We start from the raw sequence: 17,903 nt of genomic DNA, 5'->3' as shown, positions 1-17,903 counted from the left end.
CGAAATGAAGAACGACCGGAAGCCGATATCCATTAGCTGAGCCGCGCGAATACGTATATGTTGTCACTGCGGCGCAAGACGTTCGCATTGGACAAGAAGTAAAAGACGGATTTTAGAGGGGACTTCGATATGGGAATCATCCGAGCTCTCGTGCCGGCTTTGGCGGGGATAGCGGCAGTGCTGGTTGCGGCGCCGGCGATCGCGGCAGACCTTGCACCTCCCGAACCCACGCCTGCACCCGCGCCGGTCTGGACCTTCACGGCAGAGCCCTATTTCTGGATGGCAGGCATGAACGGCAGGGTCGGCGTCAGGGGCCTGTCGCCGGCGGATGTCAATGTCGATTTCAGCCAGATTTTCAACCACATCGATTGGTCTCCCCCGCCGGTCATGCTTGCCGGTGAGGCGCGCAATGGCCGCTACGCTCTATTCACCGACTTCATATACCTGGGACTCGAGGCCGATGGCACATCGCCCGGCCCGTTGGCTGCTCTTTCGGCCGAAGCGAAGATGAACATGGTGCTGTGGACCTTCGGCGGCTCCTATCGGGTCGTCGACAATGGCACCGCGACCTTGGACGTTCTGGCCGGCGGACGGCTCTGGTACCTGGATACGGATTTGACCGTTACCGGCCCTCTCGCCACGAGGGAGGCCAGCGGTAGCAAGACTTGGGTCGACCCTCTGATTGGTGTGGCCGGCAATGTTGCTCTCGGCAACGGATTCGGCCTCCATGGCGAGGCGGATGTCGGTGGCTTCGGTGTCGGCGCCGACATCGATTGGCAGGTGCTGGGCACGCTTCAATACCGGTATAGCGATTCGGTCACGCTGGAAGCGGGCTATCGCTACCTTGCCGTAGACTACGACAACGACGGATTTGTATTTGACGTGGCAATGCAGGGACCAATCATCGGCGCCAAATTTCGGTTCTGATCGGATCGGTGATGGCAGGTCAAATAGATCGCGATCGCGTATTTGAGGTAAGGAAGCAAGAGCATCGCGAAGTTCGCTATGGCGGTTCCGTGCTGATCGTTTTCGCTCCCGGTAGCAGGGGCGGCCTTCTCGACCCGAGAACGCAATGTTCTGGTCGGTGGGAAGGAAGCTCCTCGTCTATGCGGGGCGCAAGATCACCACAACCTCCCTCGCGATGAAGTTTCATTTTAGCTAGGTGTGAGCTTTCAGGAGGTTGCTCATTCGGCCCCGACCGAGAAAGCGGAGATTGTCGAAGCTTCAGTGATTCTCGAAGGACGAATGAACATCCACAAGAATGCCCGTCTGACGCCGCTGCGTCGAGAGGAGATGGCCGCGACGTTGTTGAATGCCGTCTTTCCAAAGCCGATGCGGCGCAGACATACGGGGTGACGGCGAAGGTGGTGGCGCGCTGGGTGGAGCGCTTCCAGATCGGGGGAAGCGCCGGCATGTTCGACCATTCCTCGCGGCCCAAGACAAGTCCGAGGCGAGCCGTAGCCGCGGTGGCAGATGCGATTGTGCGCTGCGCGGGCAGCGCCTGACCGGCAAGCACATTGCTATGCAAACCGGCGTGTCCGAAGCGACGGTGGGGCGAGTGCTGGCACACGCCGGACTGTTACGGCTGAAAGACCTGGTACCGGCCGAGCCGGCGCGTCGCTATGAGCGCGAGCGTCAAGCCAATCAGCCTGTGCCCGGGAGTGGTGCTCTATTGGGCTGAGCGCTCGGGAGCGAGCCCTGACAGATTCAGTTTCCGCACCGTCGTTACACTCCTACTCGCAAAGAAATAAGTCCGAAGCCAACCAGCAGAGAATACCAGATGCTACGAGCGCCATGCATTTGCATCAAGTATCAAAGCGGGGCTGCTTTCGAGCCGTGCATTCGCTTGGGGACAACTTCGAAACGGGAGGGGAGTTTGGGAAATTGTTTTGTGAGCCTATCCAAAGTCAGGCATGTCAGCAGCGTTTTGTTGGCGTCGGCTTTGGCTGCCCTGTTGTGGGGGTGCGCGTCCCGTCCGACGAATGTGCTGTTGCCAGTGGCCGAAACGTCCCCTTCGGCGAGCAAGGTGGAGATGTTGGTGGCGACGACCCGCAGTCGTTCCTCCAATCCGGCTGAGATGTTTACTGGGGAGCGCGGATTGGCCCCCTCGTTCGCGGAAATTACAGTGTCGATTCCTCCGGCATCGGTTCGCAAGGTCGGCGAGGTCGCGTGGCCCAAGAAACTTCCATCAAACCCGGCAACCGATTTCGCGGTCGTTCAGACCGACGATTTGACCGTCCAGACAGCGAAGGGATGGCTCCACGCATCTGTCAGGAAAAGCCGGGACCATAGTGTTTTGGTCTTTATCCATGGTTTCAATAACCGATTCGAAGATTCGGTTTATCGTTTTGCGCAGATCTCCCACGATACAGGCACCGACAGCGTGCCCATCCTGGTCACATGGCCTTCTCGTGGGAGCGCACTTGCCTATGGATATGACCGCGAAAGCACCAACTACACCCGCGACGGCCTCGAACTGTTGTTCCAGTTTCTCGCGCGCGATCCAGAAGTAAAGGAAGTCTCGATCCTCGCTCATTCAATGGGCAACTGGCTTGCGTTGGAATCTTTGCGCCAGATGGCTATCCGCAACGGCGGCCTGCCGGCGAAATTCAAGAACGTCATGCTGGCTGCCCCTGACGTCGATGTCGACGTGTTTCGCACGCAAATTGCCGACATGGGCAAACAGCACCCCCAGTTCACCCTTTTTGTTTCGCAGGATGACCGCGCGCTGGCGATTTCAAAACGGGTCTGGGGCGATATCCCGCGGCTCGGTTCAATCAACCCGGACCAGAGCCCATACAAAGAGGAATTCGCGAAAAACAATGTAGTGGTCATCGACCTGACCAAAGTCAAATCCGGAGACAAGTTGAACCATGGCAAGTTCGCCGAGTCACCCCAGACCGTCCAACTGATTGGGGCTCGAATTGCCGGCGGCCAGAATCTCACCGACAGTAGGGTTGGCCTGGGCGACACGATCATTCAGGCAACGACCGGAGCGGCAGCAGCGGCGGGCAGCGCGGCGGGGCTGGTGATCGCGGCACCCGTGGCAGTGATCGATCAGAACACCAGGGAGAACTACGGCCGTCAGGTCAACGCTCTCGCAGGTTCCCAGAACAGCCAGAAAGCGAAGGCTGGCAAGAATTGCGTTGTCTCCTCTCCGACTATCCAAGATTGCAGGAAATAGCCATTCGGCGAAGCCAAGTGGCAGTACTGAAGCCGATGAAGGACAGACCATACGCATCTGCAGGAACGGCGCTGCGTTCCGTCCGGCTGAAAAGGGGGGAATGAATGCGTGGCGTCGCGCGAATCTCAATTGCGATCATCCTTTCACTAGTCGTTACAATCTTGACCGCCTGGTCCGGCCTTGCGATGTGGTACCGCCTGCCTTTCGCGGAGCCCGGACGGGCAGTGGCCTGCATCCTGTTCATCTTGTTCGGCTTCACCATCATCATCGCGCTCTTCAGCCGGATCCGCTTCCGGGCGCTCGCAGTGTTTGTGGCTGCGTTTGCTGCGGTTCTGGTTTGGTGGAGCACCATCAAGCCTTTGGCCGACGCCGACTGGGCGCCCGATGTCGCCCGTCAGGTAACCGGCACCTACGACGGAAATCGGTTGACGTTAAAAGACGTGCGCGCCTTCGAATGGCGCAGCGACACCGATTTCACCGAACGCTGGACAACGCGGACGTACGATCTCTCCAGCATCCAGACCGTCGACCTCTTCATGTCTTATTGGTCTGGGACCAAAATTGCCCATGTCATCATGAGCTTCGGCTTTGCAGGAGGTGACTATCTTGCTTGGTCCATCGAGGTACGGCGGCGTCGCGGTGGCGAGTTTTCGCCCATAGCAGACCTGTTCAAGAGCAATCCCCTGGTCATTATCGCGGCCGACGAGCGTGACGTGGTCGGCGTCAGGTCGAATGTACGGGGAGAGGACGTCCAAATCTATCGACTAAAGGCGTCGCCTGACGCAGCCCGGACGCTCCTTCTGGAATATCTCTCTGACGCAAATGCGCTTTCCGCGGCTCCAAAATTCTACAATTCCATCACGACGAACTGTACGACGACGATCGTCAAGATGATGCGAGCGGTCGGTGACGTGGTCCCTCTCGACTGGCGCCTAATCGTCAACGGCTATCTGCCCGATTATGCCTATGCACGGGGTGCACTCGACACCCGCATGCCATTGTCAGACTTGAGAGCACTAGCCCACATCGACGACCGTGCGCGGAAGTCAGGCCTTTCGCCAGACTTTTCAAGACTAATCCGTATTGGCGTGCCGTCTCCGTCTCGAAGCGGGTACGCCCCTTGAAGTTCTATATCTCGATTGTCGAAACTGAATCAGTAGGCCAGATGTCGGCCTAAAGAAGCTGCTGAAGCGATGCGGAATCGCGTCCCCGCCGCAGGATACTGGAACAAAGTTCGTGTCGGAAAGAAGGTGCCCGCATTACCCAAGGCGCCACCGCGGCGGCCGCAAACGGGGGATCGGGACTAGAGCGCCGATGCTGGTGCCGCTGAGGGCCGACGAGCGCTGACTTCGTATCGGACCAGCCCACCGACGGGCGCCGCTTCCTCATCATGATCTCGATGAGTCCAAGATATCGTTTTATGATGGGAATGGCGCCCCGGCCGGATGTCTCATGCCGTCGCAGCTGCCTAAATCAATAGCATTCTGCATGATGGGCTCTTTGGCGGGTAAATTCTGAATTTCACTATAAGCTGTTGTTTTTGTTGATGGTATGGCGGAGAGAGCGGGATTCGAACCCGCGTTACGGTCTCCCGTAAACACACTTTCCAGGCGTGCGCCTTCAACCACTCGGCCACCTCTCCGTCCTTGCATTTTTCGCGACGGCCGGTTTCGCCGCGCGGGTTGGGGACAATGCAGTCCCTTCAGGGAGCCGGTACGCGATATCAGCGCCGTGGGTGCCGCCAACCAGCAAGCACCTTCCCCTCGCACCTGAGCCGTCAAAGCAACAGGCGCGGGGCTCATCTAGTCGATCCCGCGCCGAATGCCAAGCCATAACGGCAGTCTATTCGCTTTGCCGGCCACACAGTGCTTCGCGAGGCCGCCGCGGCATCCGTTTCGAGGTGCCGACGCCCCGAATGATGTGCACAGGCAAGGCCGCAAGACCGGCCGCGCTTGACTTCGCCGCCGGCCACCTGTCGAGTGACGCTGAGGCTTTGCGGGGGCATCGTCCGGACATGACATCAAGCAGTGAACAACCGGGTAGCGGGCAGGCGCCAGTCGGGCGGCCAGGCAACGACCTGTCTTATGTCCCGGTGGGTTGGCTCATCTTCGTCATGGCGTGGTCGGTCTACGGCCTGGCCTCGGCCTGGTGGCTGACCGGCGACTCCGGCCTGCCGGACAGGATCTTCTATTTCCTCCTTGGCGGGCTTGCCGTCGACATCATCACCATCCTGTGGGGGCTTTACCTGCTCGGCCTTGCCTTTGGCCGCTCGGCGCGCTTCCCGCGTCAGTTCATCATCTGGCAGGTGGCAACCATCGTCTGGGTGCTGGCGAGGCAGGCCTATGTGCTTGCCGTGCCCGATTTCGTCTTCTCCGCCAGGAGCCAGTTCATCGGCGGCGCCGAAATCGCCATCGGCCTGCTCTGCATCTATCTGCTGCGCCGCGGCTCCGGCGCCGAAGGCGTCTATGCCAGGCCGCCGACCGATGCGCCGTCGGTCTTCGTTTCCATCGTCGCTGCCTTGCTCGGCATCATCCTGGGCGCGGTCATCGGTGCGGTTGGCGGCTTCCTGGCTGGCTCGGTGATTGCCGATGTCGCCGAGGTCAGTTGCTTCGAGGGCGGCTGCGGCTACTTCGCCGCCTTCATCGGCTTGGCCGGGCTGGTGGTCGGCGCCATTGCCGGCGGCATCCTTGCCGCCTGGCTCGTTCACCGCCGCGGGCGCAGGCCAGTCGCATAGGGTTCAGAAAGCGCGAACCTTCAAATTCGCGTATCGCGATTGCGGACAAACCGCACGCATTCTATTTCTGGTTCGGGACATGTGCCGGAGGCTCCTGGTCAGCTCCAGGATGAACCGGGGGAGAGCCTTGATGTTTCGCTTCGTCTTTCGTCTTGCGGCCATGGTCGCGCTGTCGGTTTCCGTCATCATGGCGGTGCTCGACACGACGCGCACGGTGGCGGCTTCGGCCCTCGTGCTGACCCCGCTCAACGCCAGCTGGCTGGCTGTCTCGCCGGACACGCGGGCGGCCTTCGAAACCTATGTCCGCGCCAAGGCCAGTCCGCTGCTGTGGGATGGCGCCGTCGCCTGGGTGCTCAACCAGCCGGGCTTTGCCGTCTTCGCGGTGCTGGCCTTCCTGCTTTACGCCATCGGCTACCGGCGGCAACGGCGCACGGGACAGTTCGCCGCGAACTGACCCATCGGCATCGCCCGCGCCATTCCGGCCACCTCCTGACGGCTTCCGCGCAAGGATCGGATCGCGGCGCGGCGTGCCCATGGCATGCTTTTCCAAAAGGTCAAAATTCCGCGTGAATTTTGTTTCGGGCCGTGCCAGATTGCCCGGGAGCGGGAGGGGAATACACTCCTGGCTAACGTCGTTTGCCTGCCGGAGAACCGGGCAGACAGGCGGTGCGTAACGGAAAAAATAACCGACAGGGTGTGGATCACATGAAACGTATCGTTCTCGGCCTCCTGGCCGTAACCGCAATGGTTCTTCCGGCTTTCGCCGCGGATGTCCAGCCGGCCATCCTCTATGATCTGGGCGGCAAGTTCGACAAATCCTTCAACGAGGCGGCCTACCACGGCGCCGAGAAATTCAAGACCGAGACCGGCGTTGCATATGTGGAGTTCGAAGTGTCGAACGCCTCGCAGCGCGAGCAGGCGCTGCGCCGCTTCGCCGAGGACGGCCGTAACCCGATCGTCATGGCCGGCTTTGCCTGGGAGGACGCCCTCAAAGCGGTCGCAAAAGATTATCCCGACCTGAACTTCGCCATCATCGACGATGCCGTCGACCTGCCCAACGTCCGTTCGCTGGTGTTCAAGGAGAATGAAGGCTCCTATCTCGTCGGCATCCTGGCGGGGATGGCCTCGAAATCCAAGAAGGTCTCCTTCATCGGCGGCATGGACATCCCGCTGATCCGCAAATTCGAATGCGGCTATGTCGGCGGCGCCAAGGCGGCAGGCGCGACCGATGTCATCCAGAACATGACCGGCGACACGCCGGCTGCCTGGAACGACCCGGCCAAGGGCGGCGAGATCGCCAAGACGCAGATCGACCAGGGCTCCGACGTGGTCTACGCCGCGGCCGGCGGCACCGGCGTCGGCGTGCTGCAGGCGGCGGCTGATGCCGGCAAGCTCGGCATCGGCGTCGATTCCAACCAGAACGGCCTGCAGCCCGGCAAGGTGCTGACCTCGATGATGAAGCGTGTGGACGTCGCCGTCTACAATGCCTTCATGGACGGCAAGAACGGCACCTTCAAAGGTGGCGTGCAAAATCTCGGCCTCAAGGAAGGCGGTGTCGACTACGCCATGGACGACAACAACAAGGCGCTGGTGACCGACGAAATGAAGGCGGCGGTCGAAAAGGCCAAGGCCGACATCATCGCCGGCAAGATCCAGGTGCACGACTACACAGCCGACAACGCCTGCCCCTATTGATCGGCGGCACCATACGGCAATGACTGGAACCGCCGGGCAACGCCCGGCGGTTTGCTTTTGCCGGACCAGACGAAGCTTGCAAATGGCATTGGAGAGAGGGATGCAGCCAACGATCGAACCCATGCGCGAGCATGACATCGACGCCGTGGCGAGACTGCGGATTGCCGCCTTCTTCGAGGGCACGGAAAGGACGCTGGAAGAGGATGCGGCAGGGCTCCGCAATCTGCTGATCAGCGACGGCTTTGAAACGGCTCTGGTTGCCCGTATCAACGATGTGCCGGTCGGCACTTGCTTGCTGGTGCGCCATGAACTGGAACCGGCGCATGATGTGACACCATGGCTGGCCGGGCTCGTCGTCGATGCCGGTCATCGAGGCAAGGGAACCGGCGCCGCGCTGGTCAAGGCAATCGAAGCGCATGCTGCGTCAGTCGGCGTCGAGATGCTCTACCTCTACACATGGCAAGCGCGCGAGTTCTATGCGGGACTCGGCTGGAACGCCGTGAAGGTGTGCGGGCAGGACGGCGAAACGATGATGCTGATGTCGCGCCGACTGGATCACAGTTTCCCCAGGAGATAACCGAGCGCGAAGGCCGCAATCAGCCCGACCATGACGACAAATCCACGCCGGCCGCCCAGCGCGTGCACGCCAACGCCGTACGGCTGTCGGGACAGGCTTCGGATCACTGTCGGCGGTTTGGCATCGTTGCCGCCCAGGCCAACGCTGCGCATTTGCGGCAATTCGGCGAGGCGTTGCGTGACCAGCGCCCAATGATTGGCGCCGGCTGGTTTTTCGGCACGGTCGAAAACATGCATGCGTTCGGCGAGTTGCACCACCGCGTCGCGGAAGGCAGGGTCGATCTCGAGGTCGCGCTCGGCCCGCTCGCGCTCGGCATCGTTCATCAGGCCGAGCACATAATCGCCGGCCCTTGCGATGCGGTCGCTTTCACCGGCCATGGCCAGGACCCTCCCCTTCTCCTCACCAGTGCGGCGGTTTGGTCACCGGCACATCCGGTGCCGCCTGCTCTTCAAGGGCCAGGAAGCGGTCGGTCAACGCATCGAGCTTGCGCTGCATGCGTTCGATCACCTTCCACTGCTCGGCAATCTGGCCCGACAGTTCCTCGATGGTCTTCTCCTGCTCGGCGGCGCGGATTTCCAGCGTCGTCAGCCGGTCGGCGGGCATGATCATGCAAAGTCCCCAGTTCGTACCGCGACACCTTACGCCGCAACGTCAAATCGACCTCGCCATATTAGCGAATGCGAGAGCTTCGGCCACGTTCGAAATTGACAAGCGCGCGCGGATTTGTCGAGAGTGGACGCTGCTCCGGACAATTGGCATGGGCGGAGCGTCATGCTAGGCATTTTGACCAAGCGATAAAAAAATAAGAGTGGGACAGGCTGCATGGCGCAAGCCGCAATCGAACTGACAGGCATCAACAAGAGTTTTGGCGCGGTGCGCGCCAACCGCGACATCAATCTGGAGATCGCGCGCGGCACTATTCACGGCATCGTCGGCGAGAACGGCGCCGGCAAGTCGACGCTGATGTCGATCCTCTACGGTTTCTACCAGGCCGACAGCGGCGAGATCCGTGTCGGCGGCAAGCCGGCGTCGATCAAGACCCCCAACGACGCGATCGCGCTCGGCATCGGCATGGTGCACCAGCATTTCATGCTGGTCGACAATTTCACGGTGCTGGAGAACATCATCCTCGGCGCCGAAACCGATGCGCTTCTGAAGAGCAGCATCGCCAAGGCGCGCTCCGAGCTTGACCGGCTGGAACGCGAATACGGGCTGGAAGTCGATCCCGATGCGATCATCGAGGAACTGCCGGTCGGCCTGCAGCAGCGCGTCGAAATCCTGAAGGCGCTTTATCGCGGCGCCGAAATCCTGATCCTCGACGAGCCGACGGGCGTCTTGACCCCGGCCGAGGCCGACCACCTGTTCCGCATCCTCAGACAGTTGAAGGAACAGGGAAAGACGGTGGTATTGATCACCCACAAGCTGCGCGAGATCATGGCCATCACCGACACCGTGTCGGTCATGCGTCAGGGCACGATGGTGGCGACCCGGGAGACCAGGAAAACCACCGTCGAGGAGCTGGCCGAGCTGATGGTCGGGCGGCGCGTCTTGCTCCGGGTCGAAAAGGGCGACGCCGAGGCCGGTGCCGTCAAGCTCGCGGTCAAGAACCTGACGGTCAGGGATTCCCGCGGCGTCACCATGGTCGACGACGTCTCCTTCGACTTGCGCGCCGGCGAGATCGTCGGCATCGCCGGCGTCGCCGGCAACGGCCAATCCGAATTGCTCGAGGCGATTTCCGGCATCAGGCACGCCGTTTCCGGTTCCGTGATGCTCGAGGGCAAGCCGATCGATCTCACCGGCAAGGCCGATCCCGGCGAATTGCGCGACCGCGGCCTCGCCCACGTGCCGGAGGACCGCCACCATGTCGGTCTGGTGCTGGCCTTCGAGGAAAACGAGAATTCCATCCTCGGCTACCACGACGATCCCCGTTACCTCAGGGGACCGTTCCTCAACATCGACGCCATCATGGCCGATGCCAAGGACAAGATCGAGAAATACGACATTCGTCCCGGCAATCCGCGCCTGAAGACGGCCAATTTTTCCGGCGGCAACCAGCAGAAGATCGTGCTCGCGCGCGAAATCGAACAGGACCCCGGCGTGCTGATCGTCGGCCAGCCGACGCGCGGCGTCGATGTCGGCGCCATCGAATTCATCCACAAGCGCCTGATCGCCATGCGCGACCAGGGCAAGGCGGTGCTGGTGGTCTCGGTCGAACTCGACGAGATCCGTTCCCTCTCCGATCGCATCCTGGTGATGTTTGCCGGCCGCATCGTCGGCGAGCGCGGCCCCGAGACGACCGAAGGCGAGCTTGGCCTGCTGATGGCCGGTGTCGAGCATCAGGAGGCCGCGCAATGAGCACGCCTTACGCCAAATTGCCGGCCTGGGCCGACTACGGGCTGATCCCGCTGATCAACCTGTCGGTCGCCTTCATCGTCGCCGGCTTCGTCGTCATGCTGGTCGGCGAAAACCCGTTCCGCGCCGCCGTCATCCTGGTCGAAGGCGCCTTCGGCAAGGGAACTGGCATCGCCTTCACCCTCTTCTATGCCACGACCTTCATATTCACCGGGCTTTCGGTGGCGGTGGCGGCGCATTGCGGCCTGTTCAACATCGGCACCGAGGGACAGGCCTACATCGCCGGCCTCGGCATCGCCATCGTCTGTCTTTCCTTCGACAGCACACTGCCCTGGTGGCTGACATTTCCGCTGGCCATCGTGGCCTCGGCGCTCGTGGGCGCGTTGTGGGCGTTGATCCCCGCCTACCTGCAGGCCAGGCGCGGCTCGCACATCGTCATCACGACGATCATGTTCAACTTCATCGCCGCCTCGATCATGGTCTACCTGCTGGTCGGTCCGCTGAAGCCGGCAGGGTCTCAGGCGCCGCAGACGCGCAACTTCCTCGCCGGCGCCGAACTGCCGAAGCTCAACTGGATCATCGAACTGTTCGGCGCCAAGATCCGCTCGGCCCCGCTCAACATCTGCTTCCTGCTGGCGCTGGCGATGGCCTTCCTGGTCTGGCTGCTGATCTGGCGCACGAGGCTCGGCTACGAGATGCGCACCTATGGCCACAGCCCGAAGGCGGCCCGCTATGCCGGCATTTCGGAAACGCGCATCATCATCACCGCCATGATGATCTCGGGCGCGCTGGCCGGCATGATGGCGCTCAACCCGGTGATGGGCGACCAGCACAATGTCGCGATCGACTTCGTCTCGGGCGCCGGCTTCGTCGGCATCGCGGTGGCGCTGATGGGCCGCCTGCATCCGGTCGGCATCGTGCTGGCGGCGATCCTGTTCGGCATGCTCTACCAGGGCGGCGCCGAACTCGCCTTCGAGATGCCGGCGATCAGCCGCGACATGATCGTCATCATTCAAGGCCTGGTCATCCTTTTCGCCGGCGCGCTGGAGCACATGTTCAGGCCCTATATCCAGGCTCTGTTCGCCTCGTTCAGCCCGAAATCGGTGGGCATGCAGGCTGTCAACGGGAAGGGCGCCTGAGATGGACATCTTCAACGCAATCATCCAGGTGCTGGACTCGACCATCCGCCTGTCGGTGCCGCTGCTGCTTGCCTGCCTCGCCGGCCTCTATTCGGAGCGGGCCGGCATTTTCGACATCGGCCTCGAAGGCAAGATGCTGGTCGGCGCCTTCGCGGGGGCTGCTGCGGCTTCCGTGTTCCACTCGGCGCTTATCGGTCTCGGCATGGCGGTCCTGATCTCTGTCGCTTTCGCGCTGGTGCACGGCTTTGCCTCGATCACCCATCGCGGCAACCAGATCGTTTCGGGCGTGGCGATCAACTTCGTCGCCGCCGGATCGACCATCATCCTCGGCCAGGCCTGGTTCCAGCAGGGTGGCCGCACGCCGGCGCTGCAACCCGGCGAGCGGTTCGAGGCGATCATCTGGCCTGGCGCCGACGCGGCCAGGGACGTGCCGATCATCGGTCCGATCTACGCCGAACTGATCTCCGGCCATTCGATCCTCGTCTATTTCGCCTTTGCGATGGTGCCGTTCACCTGGTGGGTGCTGTTTCGCACGCGCTTCGGCCTCAGGCTGCGCGCGGTCGGCGAAAATCCGGCCGCGGTCGACACGGCTGGCATCTCGGTCGCCTGGCTGCGCTATCGGGCGCTGATCTGCACCGGCATCCTGACCGGGTTCGCCGGCGCCTATCTTTCGATGGTGCAGAATGGCGGCTTCGTGAAGGACATGACGGCGGGCAAGGGCTACATCGCGCTGGCCGCGCTGATCTTCGCCAAATGGAAGCCGGTCAACGCCATGTTCGCCTGCCTGCTGTTCGGCTTCCTCGACGCGGCGTCGATCCGCCTGCAGGGGACACCGCTGCCCATTGTTGGCAAGGTGTCGGTGCAGTTCATGCAGGCGCTGCCTTATGTGCTGACCGTCATCCTGCTCGCCGGCTTCATCGGCAAGGCCATCCCGCCGCGCGCTGGCGGCGTGCCTTACGTCAAGGAACGCTAGGACAAGACTCCCCACGCCGGGTTTTGGACACGATCATCGGAGAGAACACCTGAATGTCGCATGATCTGTTCGAAGCGGCCAAGGCCGCCATGGCCAAGGCCTATGCGCCCTATTCGAAATTCCCGGTGGGTGCCGCCTTGCGCACCGAGGACGGGCGCGTCTTCACCGGCGCCAACATCGAGGTCGCCTCTTATCCCGAGGGCTGGTGCGCCGAGACCACCGCGCTTGGCCACTACATCATGGGCGGCGGCGGCAAGATCGTGGAAATCGCCGTCCTTGCCGAACGCATGGCCAAATGCTCGCCGTGTGGCGGCTGCCGTCAGCGGCTGGCCGAATTCTGCCGCCCGGAAACGAAACTCTACCTCTGCGACAACACCGGCGTGGCCGAGACCGTGACCATGGGCGACATGCTGCCCTATGGCTTTCGCGGCGATATCCTCAAATGACGCGTTGGCTCACATGCAAAGCTGGCTCAAATGAAGCGTAGGCCGAGATGACGGAAAAAGCGCTGGACCATCTTATCGAAAGGCTGGACGGCCTGGCGCCGTCGACCGCGCTGGTGCTGGGTTCGGGGCTGGGCGGCCTTGTCGACCGGATCGAGAATCCCATCCGCGTCTCCTATGCCGACCTGCCTGGCTTTCCCAGGAGCGGTGTCAGCGGCCATGCCGGCGAAGTGGTCGCCGGGCTGTTTGCCGGCGTTCCGGTGCTGATGTTGTCCGGCCGCGCCCACTACTATGAGCATGGCAACGCCGCGGCGATGCGTCCGGTGCTGGAAGTGCTTGCCGGCATCGGCATCACGAAACTGATCCTCACCAACTCAGCCGGCTCGGTCGATCCGGACATGCCGCCGGGCTCGGTGATGCTGCTCACCGATCACATCAACTTCTCCGGCACCAATCCGCTGATCGGCGAGCCGAGCGACCGCCGCTTCGTCGGCCTGACCGAAGCCTACGATGCCGGCATCCGTGACGCGATCGAACGCGCGGCCAAGGCGACGGGCACAGCGCTGCACAAGGGCGTCTATATGTGGTTCTCAGGCCCCTGCTTCGAGACGCCGGCCGAAATCCGCATGGCGCGCATCATGGGCGCCAACGCCGTCGGCATGTCGACCGTGCCGGAAGTCATTCTCGCCCGGTTCCTCGGTCTGCGCGTCGCCGCCTGCTCGGTCATCACCAATTTGGCCGCCGGCATGACCGGAGCCGAGCTTTCGCACCAGGAAACCAAGGACATGGCGCCGGTTGGCGGATCGAGGCTGGCAACGGTGCTGCAGCGCGTGTTCCGTGACGGGCTGCTGGAGAGCTGATGCTTCCACAGGAAATCATCCGTCACAAACGCGACGGCCACAGGCTGGCGCCTCACGAGATCGCCGCCTTCATCGACGGCGTGACGTCGGGCACCGTAACCGACGGCCAGGTCGCGGCCTTCGCCATGGCGGTGTTCTTCAACGGCATGAACCGCGACGAGGCCGTGGCGATGACGCTTGCCATGCGCGATTCCGGCGACGTGCTCGACTGGTCGGATTTGCCAGGCCCCGTCACCGACAAGCATTCGACGGGCGGCGTCGGCGACAATGTCTCGCTGATGCTGGCGCCGATCGTCGCCGCCTGCGGCGCCTATGTGCCGATGATCTCGGGCCGAGGCCTCGGCCATACCGGCGGCACGCTGGACAAGATGGATGCCATTCCCGGCTACACCAGCCAGCCCGACATCGCGCTGTTCCGCAAGGCGGTGCTGGAAACGGGCTGCGCCATCATCGGCCAGACCGCTGATCTGGCACCCGCCGATCGCCGGCTCTACGCCATCCGCGACGTGACCGGAACCGTGGAATCGGTGCCGCTGATCACGGCATCGATCCTGTCGAAGAAGCTCGCGGCGGGCCTGCAATCGCTGGTGCTCGACGTCAAGGTCGGCAACGGCGCCTTCATGGAGAAATCCCGTGATGCGACCGCGCTCGCCAACAGCCTGGTCGAGGTCGCCGGCGGGGCTGGGCTGAAGGTCTCGGCGCTGATCACCGGCATGAACGAACCGCTGGCCTCGGCCGCCGGCAATGCGGTCGAGGTGCGCAATGCCGTCGATTTTCTGACCGGCCGCTTGCGTGACCGGCGGCTGGAGGATGTGACGCTGGCGCTTGCCGCTGAAATGCTGCAGTCGGCGGGGCTGGTATCGTCCAACCAGGACGGCATGCGTCGCGCCACCGAGACGCTGGCCAGCGGCCGTGCCGCCGCCACCTTCGCGCGCATGGTGACCGTGCTTGGCGGTCCGGCCGATTTCATCGAGAAGCCGGAAAAATACCTGCCCGAGGCGGCAACGGAATTCGCCGTCAAGGCGACGACAGAGGGTTTCGTCACGAATATAGCCACCCGCGACATCGGCCTCGCCGTGGTCGGGCTGGGCGGCGGGCGCACCCGGCCCGACGACAAGATAGATCCCGCCGTCGGCATCACCAGGCTGCTGCCCATAGGCGCGGAAGTAAAAGCCGGAGACGCGCTAGCGCTGATCCATGCCCGCTCACCGTCCGATGCCGAAGCGGCAGCCGCGGCGGTGCTTTCAGCCTATGCGATCGGTGCTTCGAAGCCGTCCGCCGACAAGTCGGTCATCCGGCGGATTCTGCCGCGCGGCTGACTGCACCCTACTGAACCAACAGCAGCGTGCCGTTCTCGGCCTGGTATTTGCCGAGCCGATTGAGAAAACTCATACCGATCAGGTTGGTGCCCAGTGCCTTGTCGTCGAGCACGATCGCCTGCACTCCGTCGACGCTGATGCTGCCGATCTGCAGGCGGTCGATCATCACCACGGCTGCCTTGATGGTGCCGTTGGCGGTGTTGACCTCGTGGCTGAAATCGGAGGGATTGAGCGACAGCCCGATCCGGCGTGCCGTCGACATATTGACCGCCACCAGCGTCGCACCGGTGTCGATCATGCCGTCGACCTGACGGCCGTTGAGCCTGAAGGTGGACGAAAAGTGTCCGCGCCCGTCCGCCGCAACCACGACCTTGCGGCCGGTTGGCAGCGGCGCCACCGGCTTGTCGGGAACGGACGCCAGGCTGACCTCGGGTTGCGTCTCCGCCCCGGGCTTGGCCGTCACAGCCGATTTCAGCAGGTTTTCGAATATTCGCGGATTCGACTGGTAGACAACCGGGATTGATGCCGACGCACCGGCAAAGACGCTGAGAATAAGAAGCTTGCGCAGCATGGATCGGCCTCGCCGCATGACCCCGAAAATCGAGATCGATTTTCGGAAAGGCTCATGCGCAAAAAACAAAGTGCTACATCGTCCTTTTGTGCGTCCGAATGGAGACACGGCGCTGTAGTGAGAGCCGATTCATTAGCGCTGGATGGTGTTTGCCGCTTTAACGCGTGCCGAAACCGCGTCTTTGCGTAAACATTTGGTAAATCATACCAAGCACTTTGCTTGGTATTACTTCGTCCCGTACATGCGATCGCCGGCGTCGCCGAGACCAGGCATGATGTAGCCCTTCTCGTTGAGCTGGCGATCGATGGACGCGGTGAAGACCGGGACATCCGGATGTGCCTTGGTAAAGCGCTCGATGCCTTCGGGCGCCGCCAGCAGGCACAGGAAGCGGATGTTGGTGGCGCCGCGCTCTTTCAACTTGTCGATCGCCGCGATCGCCGAATTGGCGGTCGCCAGCATCGGGTCGACGACGATGACCAGCCGGTCGCCGAGGTCGCTTGGCGCCTTGAAGAAATACTCGACAGCCTCCAGCGTTTCGTGATCGCGGTAGAGGCCGACATGGGCGACACGTGCCGCCGGCACCAGGTCGAGCAGGCCTTCGAGCAAGCCGTTGCCGGCGCGCAGCACCGAGGCGAACACCAGCTTCTTGCCCTCCAGCGTCGGAGCTTCCATCGTCTCCATGGGCGTTTCGATCGTTGTCGTCGTCAGTTCGAGATTGCGGGTGACCTCATAGCCAAGCAGCAGCGATATCTCGCGCAGCAGCCGCCGGAAGCCGGCCGTCGAGGTCTCCTTCTTGCGCATGATGGTCAGCTTGTGCTGGACAAGCGGATGGTCGACGACGGTGACGCCCTTCATGATGTTCTCCTGATGCGGTGTCGCCCGAAACCGCGCGCATGGACCCTTTCGGACCTGTCGCGCTTCAAGCTGCTTGGGCGAACCCTAGCGGTATTGGACCGGCCAAGGAACCGCTTGGCCCGCATCGACCACAGCTTTGTCGGAAGAAATCAGCGAGCGGCGCTGTTCAGCCGGCCAAGAAGCGCTGCTTTGGTCTTGCGGTCGACGAAAGCCGCCTCGATAGCCGTCCTGGTGACCGCGGCGAGCGCTTTCTCATTCATCGCGAAATGCTCCGCCGCGATGTCGTATTCGCGCTTCAGCGAGGTCCAGAAATAGGGCGGGTCGTCGGAGTTGAGCGTCACCTTGCAGCCCGCCGCCTGCAGGGCCGGAAACGGATGATCGGCGAAACTGTCGAACACCTTGAGCGCGATGTTGGAACCGGGGCAGCACTCCAGCACGACGCCCTCGTCGGCGATGCGCCGGACAAGGTCGGGGTTTTCGATGGCGCGCACGCCATGGCCGACGCGCGATGGGCGGATATGGTCGAGTGCCGCCTGGACGGTCTCCCAGCCCGTCAGTTCGCCGGCATGGATGGTGATGCCGAGCCCCGCCTCGCGGGCGATCTCGAACGCCCTGACATAGTCTTCCATGTCGCCCATGCGCTCGTCGCCGGCGACGCCGAAGCCGGTGACCAGCGGATGGCCGCAGCGCGCCGCGAAGCGTGCCGCCCGCTCTATCGATTCAACGCCGACATGGCGCACGCCGGTGACGATCATGCGGCCCTCTATGCCGGTCTTGGCCTTGGCGCGCAGCATGCCTTCGCCGAGCGCGTCGGTGTAGGCCTTGGGTGACAGCCCGGCTTTCGTCGCGTGGTCCGGCGAGGTGAACACCTCGGAGTAGATTGCCCCGTCGCGGGCCAGGCTGGTCAGATAATGGTCGGCCAGCCGCGCATAATCCTCCTCGGTCCGGAACAGGTCGGCGGAAAAGTCGTAGGCCGCCAGAAAGGAGGTGAAATCGTGCCAGACGAAGGAACCGTTCTGGATATAAGGCGAGGTATCCTTGCCGTATTTCTGCGCCTGCCGGATGACGAGCTCGGGCGCCGCTGCCCCTTCAATGTGGCAGTGCAGTTCCGCTTTCAAAGGCATTCAAACATCCCGTCGGTCAGTCCAGGTCTTGAAAACCCACCACCTGGAAGCGCGGCTGAACACCGCGCCTTAAACAA

General features: G+C 62.5%; 18 protein-coding genes, 1 tRNA gene and 2 pseudogenes. 15 read left to right on the top strand and 6 right to left on the bottom strand.

Going from position 1 to position 17,903, the window contains the following annotated elements; translation table 11 throughout:
* Positions 1-177: 177 nt before the first annotated feature.
* The 5 genes and pseudogenes from EN808_RS01810 to EN808_RS01790 all read left to right on the top strand — a co-directional run.
* On the top strand, positions 178-927 hold the full coding sequence (locus EN808_RS01810) for a hypothetical protein (RefSeq protein WP_127278206.1): 750 nt from the start codon (positions 178-180) through the stop codon (positions 925-927).
* 318 nt (positions 928-1,245) lie between these two features.
* A pseudogene (locus EN808_RS01805) lies at positions 1,246-1,633 on the top strand (leucine zipper domain-containing protein); the annotation flags it as partial.
* Positions 1,634-1,930: 297 nt separating this feature from the next.
* On the top strand, positions 1,931-3,184 hold the full coding sequence (locus EN808_RS01800; protein ID WP_245525032.1) for an alpha/beta hydrolase: 1,254 nt from the start codon (positions 1,931-1,933) through the stop codon (positions 3,182-3,184).
* A 104-nt stretch (positions 3,185-3,288) separates the two neighbouring features.
* Positions 3,289-4,308, top strand: a complete 1,020-nt coding sequence (locus tag EN808_RS01795; RefSeq protein ID WP_135915006.1) for a DUF4105 domain-containing protein — start codon at positions 3,289-3,291, stop codon at positions 4,306-4,308.
* A gap of 145 nt (positions 4,309-4,453) precedes the next feature.
* A pseudogene (locus tag EN808_RS01790) lies at positions 4,454-4,577 on the top strand (IS3 family transposase); the annotation flags it as partial.
* 159 nt (positions 4,578-4,736) lie between these two features.
* On the opposite strand, the gene EN808_RS01785 reads toward EN808_RS01790, so the two are convergent.
* A tRNA-Ser gene (locus tag EN808_RS01785) sits at positions 4,737-4,826 on the bottom strand.
* Positions 4,827-5,198: 372 nt separating this feature from the next.
* Between EN808_RS01785 and EN808_RS01780 the strand changes: the two genes are divergently transcribed.
* The 4 genes from EN808_RS01780 to EN808_RS01765 all read left to right on the top strand — a co-directional run bounded on the left by EN808_RS01780 (position 5,199) and on the right by EN808_RS01765 (position 8,190).
* Entirely contained in the window at positions 5,199-5,918 is a 720-nt protein-coding gene (locus EN808_RS01780) for a DUF2569 domain-containing protein (protein ID WP_245525017.1), read from the top strand.
* A gap of 130 nt (positions 5,919-6,048) precedes the next feature.
* Positions 6,049-6,372 (top strand): hypothetical protein, encoded by a 324-nt coding sequence (locus tag EN808_RS01775; RefSeq protein ID WP_127280665.1) that lies wholly within the window; start codon positions 6,049-6,051, stop codon positions 6,370-6,372.
* 251 nt (positions 6,373-6,623) lie between these two features.
* On the top strand, positions 6,624-7,613 hold the full coding sequence (locus EN808_RS01770) for a BMP family ABC transporter substrate-binding protein (protein WP_135915004.1): 990 nt from the start codon (positions 6,624-6,626) through the stop codon (positions 7,611-7,613).
* A 100-nt stretch (positions 7,614-7,713) separates the two neighbouring features.
* Entirely contained in the window at positions 7,714-8,190 is a 477-nt protein-coding gene (locus tag EN808_RS01765; protein WP_135915003.1) for a GNAT family N-acetyltransferase, read from the top strand.
* Here the strand turns inward: EN808_RS01765 and EN808_RS01760 are convergent.
* Complete coding sequence (locus tag EN808_RS01760) at positions 8,169-8,567, bottom strand: hypothetical protein (RefSeq protein ID WP_135915002.1); 399 nt, start codon at positions 8,565-8,567, stop codon at positions 8,169-8,171. The two genes, EN808_RS01765 and EN808_RS01760, sit on opposite strands and share 22 nt — an antisense overlap.
* 22 nt (positions 8,568-8,589) lie before the next feature.
* Positions 8,590-8,796, bottom strand: coding sequence for a SlyX family protein (locus EN808_RS01755; RefSeq protein WP_123151274.1), 207 nt, complete (start codon positions 8,794-8,796; stop codon positions 8,590-8,592).
* Positions 8,797-9,012: 216 nt separating this feature from the next.
* Between EN808_RS01755 and EN808_RS01750 the strand changes: the two genes are divergently transcribed.
* The 6 genes from EN808_RS01750 to deoA are packed head-to-tail and all read left to right on the top strand — an operon-like array spanning position 9,013 to position 15,276.
* Positions 9,013-10,545 (top strand): ABC transporter ATP-binding protein, encoded by a 1,533-nt coding sequence (locus EN808_RS01750; protein WP_135915001.1) that lies wholly within the window; start codon positions 9,013-9,015, stop codon positions 10,543-10,545.
* Positions 10,542-11,681, top strand: a complete 1,140-nt coding sequence (locus tag EN808_RS01745; RefSeq protein WP_135915000.1) for an ABC transporter permease — start codon at positions 10,542-10,544, stop codon at positions 11,679-11,681. Before EN808_RS01750 ends, EN808_RS01745 begins: the two co-directional genes overlap by 4 nt.
* 1 nt (position 11,682) lies before the next feature.
* A complete protein-coding gene (locus EN808_RS01740) occupies positions 11,683-12,654 on the top strand; it encodes an ABC transporter permease (RefSeq protein WP_127280034.1) in 972 nt (323 codons plus the stop codon).
* A gap of 53 nt (positions 12,655-12,707) precedes the next feature.
* Entirely contained in the window at positions 12,708-13,100 is a 393-nt protein-coding gene (gene cdd / locus EN808_RS01735) for a cytidine deaminase (RefSeq protein ID WP_127280033.1), read from the top strand.
* Between the two features lie 47 nt (positions 13,101-13,147).
* Positions 13,148-13,957, top strand: a complete 810-nt coding sequence (locus EN808_RS01730; RefSeq protein ID WP_135914999.1) for a purine-nucleoside phosphorylase — start codon at positions 13,148-13,150, stop codon at positions 13,955-13,957.
* Positions 13,957-15,276, top strand: coding sequence for a thymidine phosphorylase (deoA, locus tag EN808_RS01725; protein ID WP_127280031.1), 1,320 nt, complete (start codon positions 13,957-13,959; stop codon positions 15,274-15,276). Before EN808_RS01730 ends, deoA begins: the two co-directional genes overlap by 1 nt.
* A 7-nt stretch (positions 15,277-15,283) precedes the next feature.
* On the opposite strand, the gene EN808_RS01720 is transcribed toward deoA, so the two are convergent.
* The 3 genes from EN808_RS01720 to EN808_RS01710 all read right to left on the bottom strand — a co-directional run bounded on the left by EN808_RS01720 (position 15,284) and on the right by EN808_RS01710 (position 17,826).
* Positions 15,284-15,847 carry a TIGR02281 family clan AA aspartic protease gene (locus EN808_RS01720; RefSeq protein WP_135865702.1) on the bottom strand — a complete coding sequence of 188 codons (564 nt, stop codon included), beginning with the start codon at positions 15,845-15,847 and terminating at the stop codon, positions 15,284-15,286.
* A 225-nt stretch (positions 15,848-16,072) separates the two neighbouring features.
* On the bottom strand, positions 16,073-16,702 hold the full coding sequence (gene upp / locus EN808_RS01715; protein ID WP_027143010.1) for a uracil phosphoribosyltransferase: 630 nt from the start codon (positions 16,700-16,702) through the stop codon (positions 16,073-16,075).
* A 149-nt stretch (positions 16,703-16,851) separates the two neighbouring features.
* Positions 16,852-17,826, bottom strand: a complete 975-nt coding sequence (locus tag EN808_RS01710; RefSeq protein WP_135865706.1) for an adenosine deaminase — start codon at positions 17,824-17,826, stop codon at positions 16,852-16,854.
* Positions 17,827-17,903: the final 77 nt, after the last annotated feature.

It is taken from the genome of Mesorhizobium sp. M8A.F.Ca.ET.165.01.1.1, from assembly GCF_004792065.1.
Lineage (GTDB): Bacteria > Pseudomonadota > Alphaproteobacteria > Rhizobiales > Rhizobiaceae > Mesorhizobium.
The sequence above is the reverse complement of the archived record's forward strand: the minus strand, read 5'-3'. Positions and strand labels throughout refer to the sequence as shown.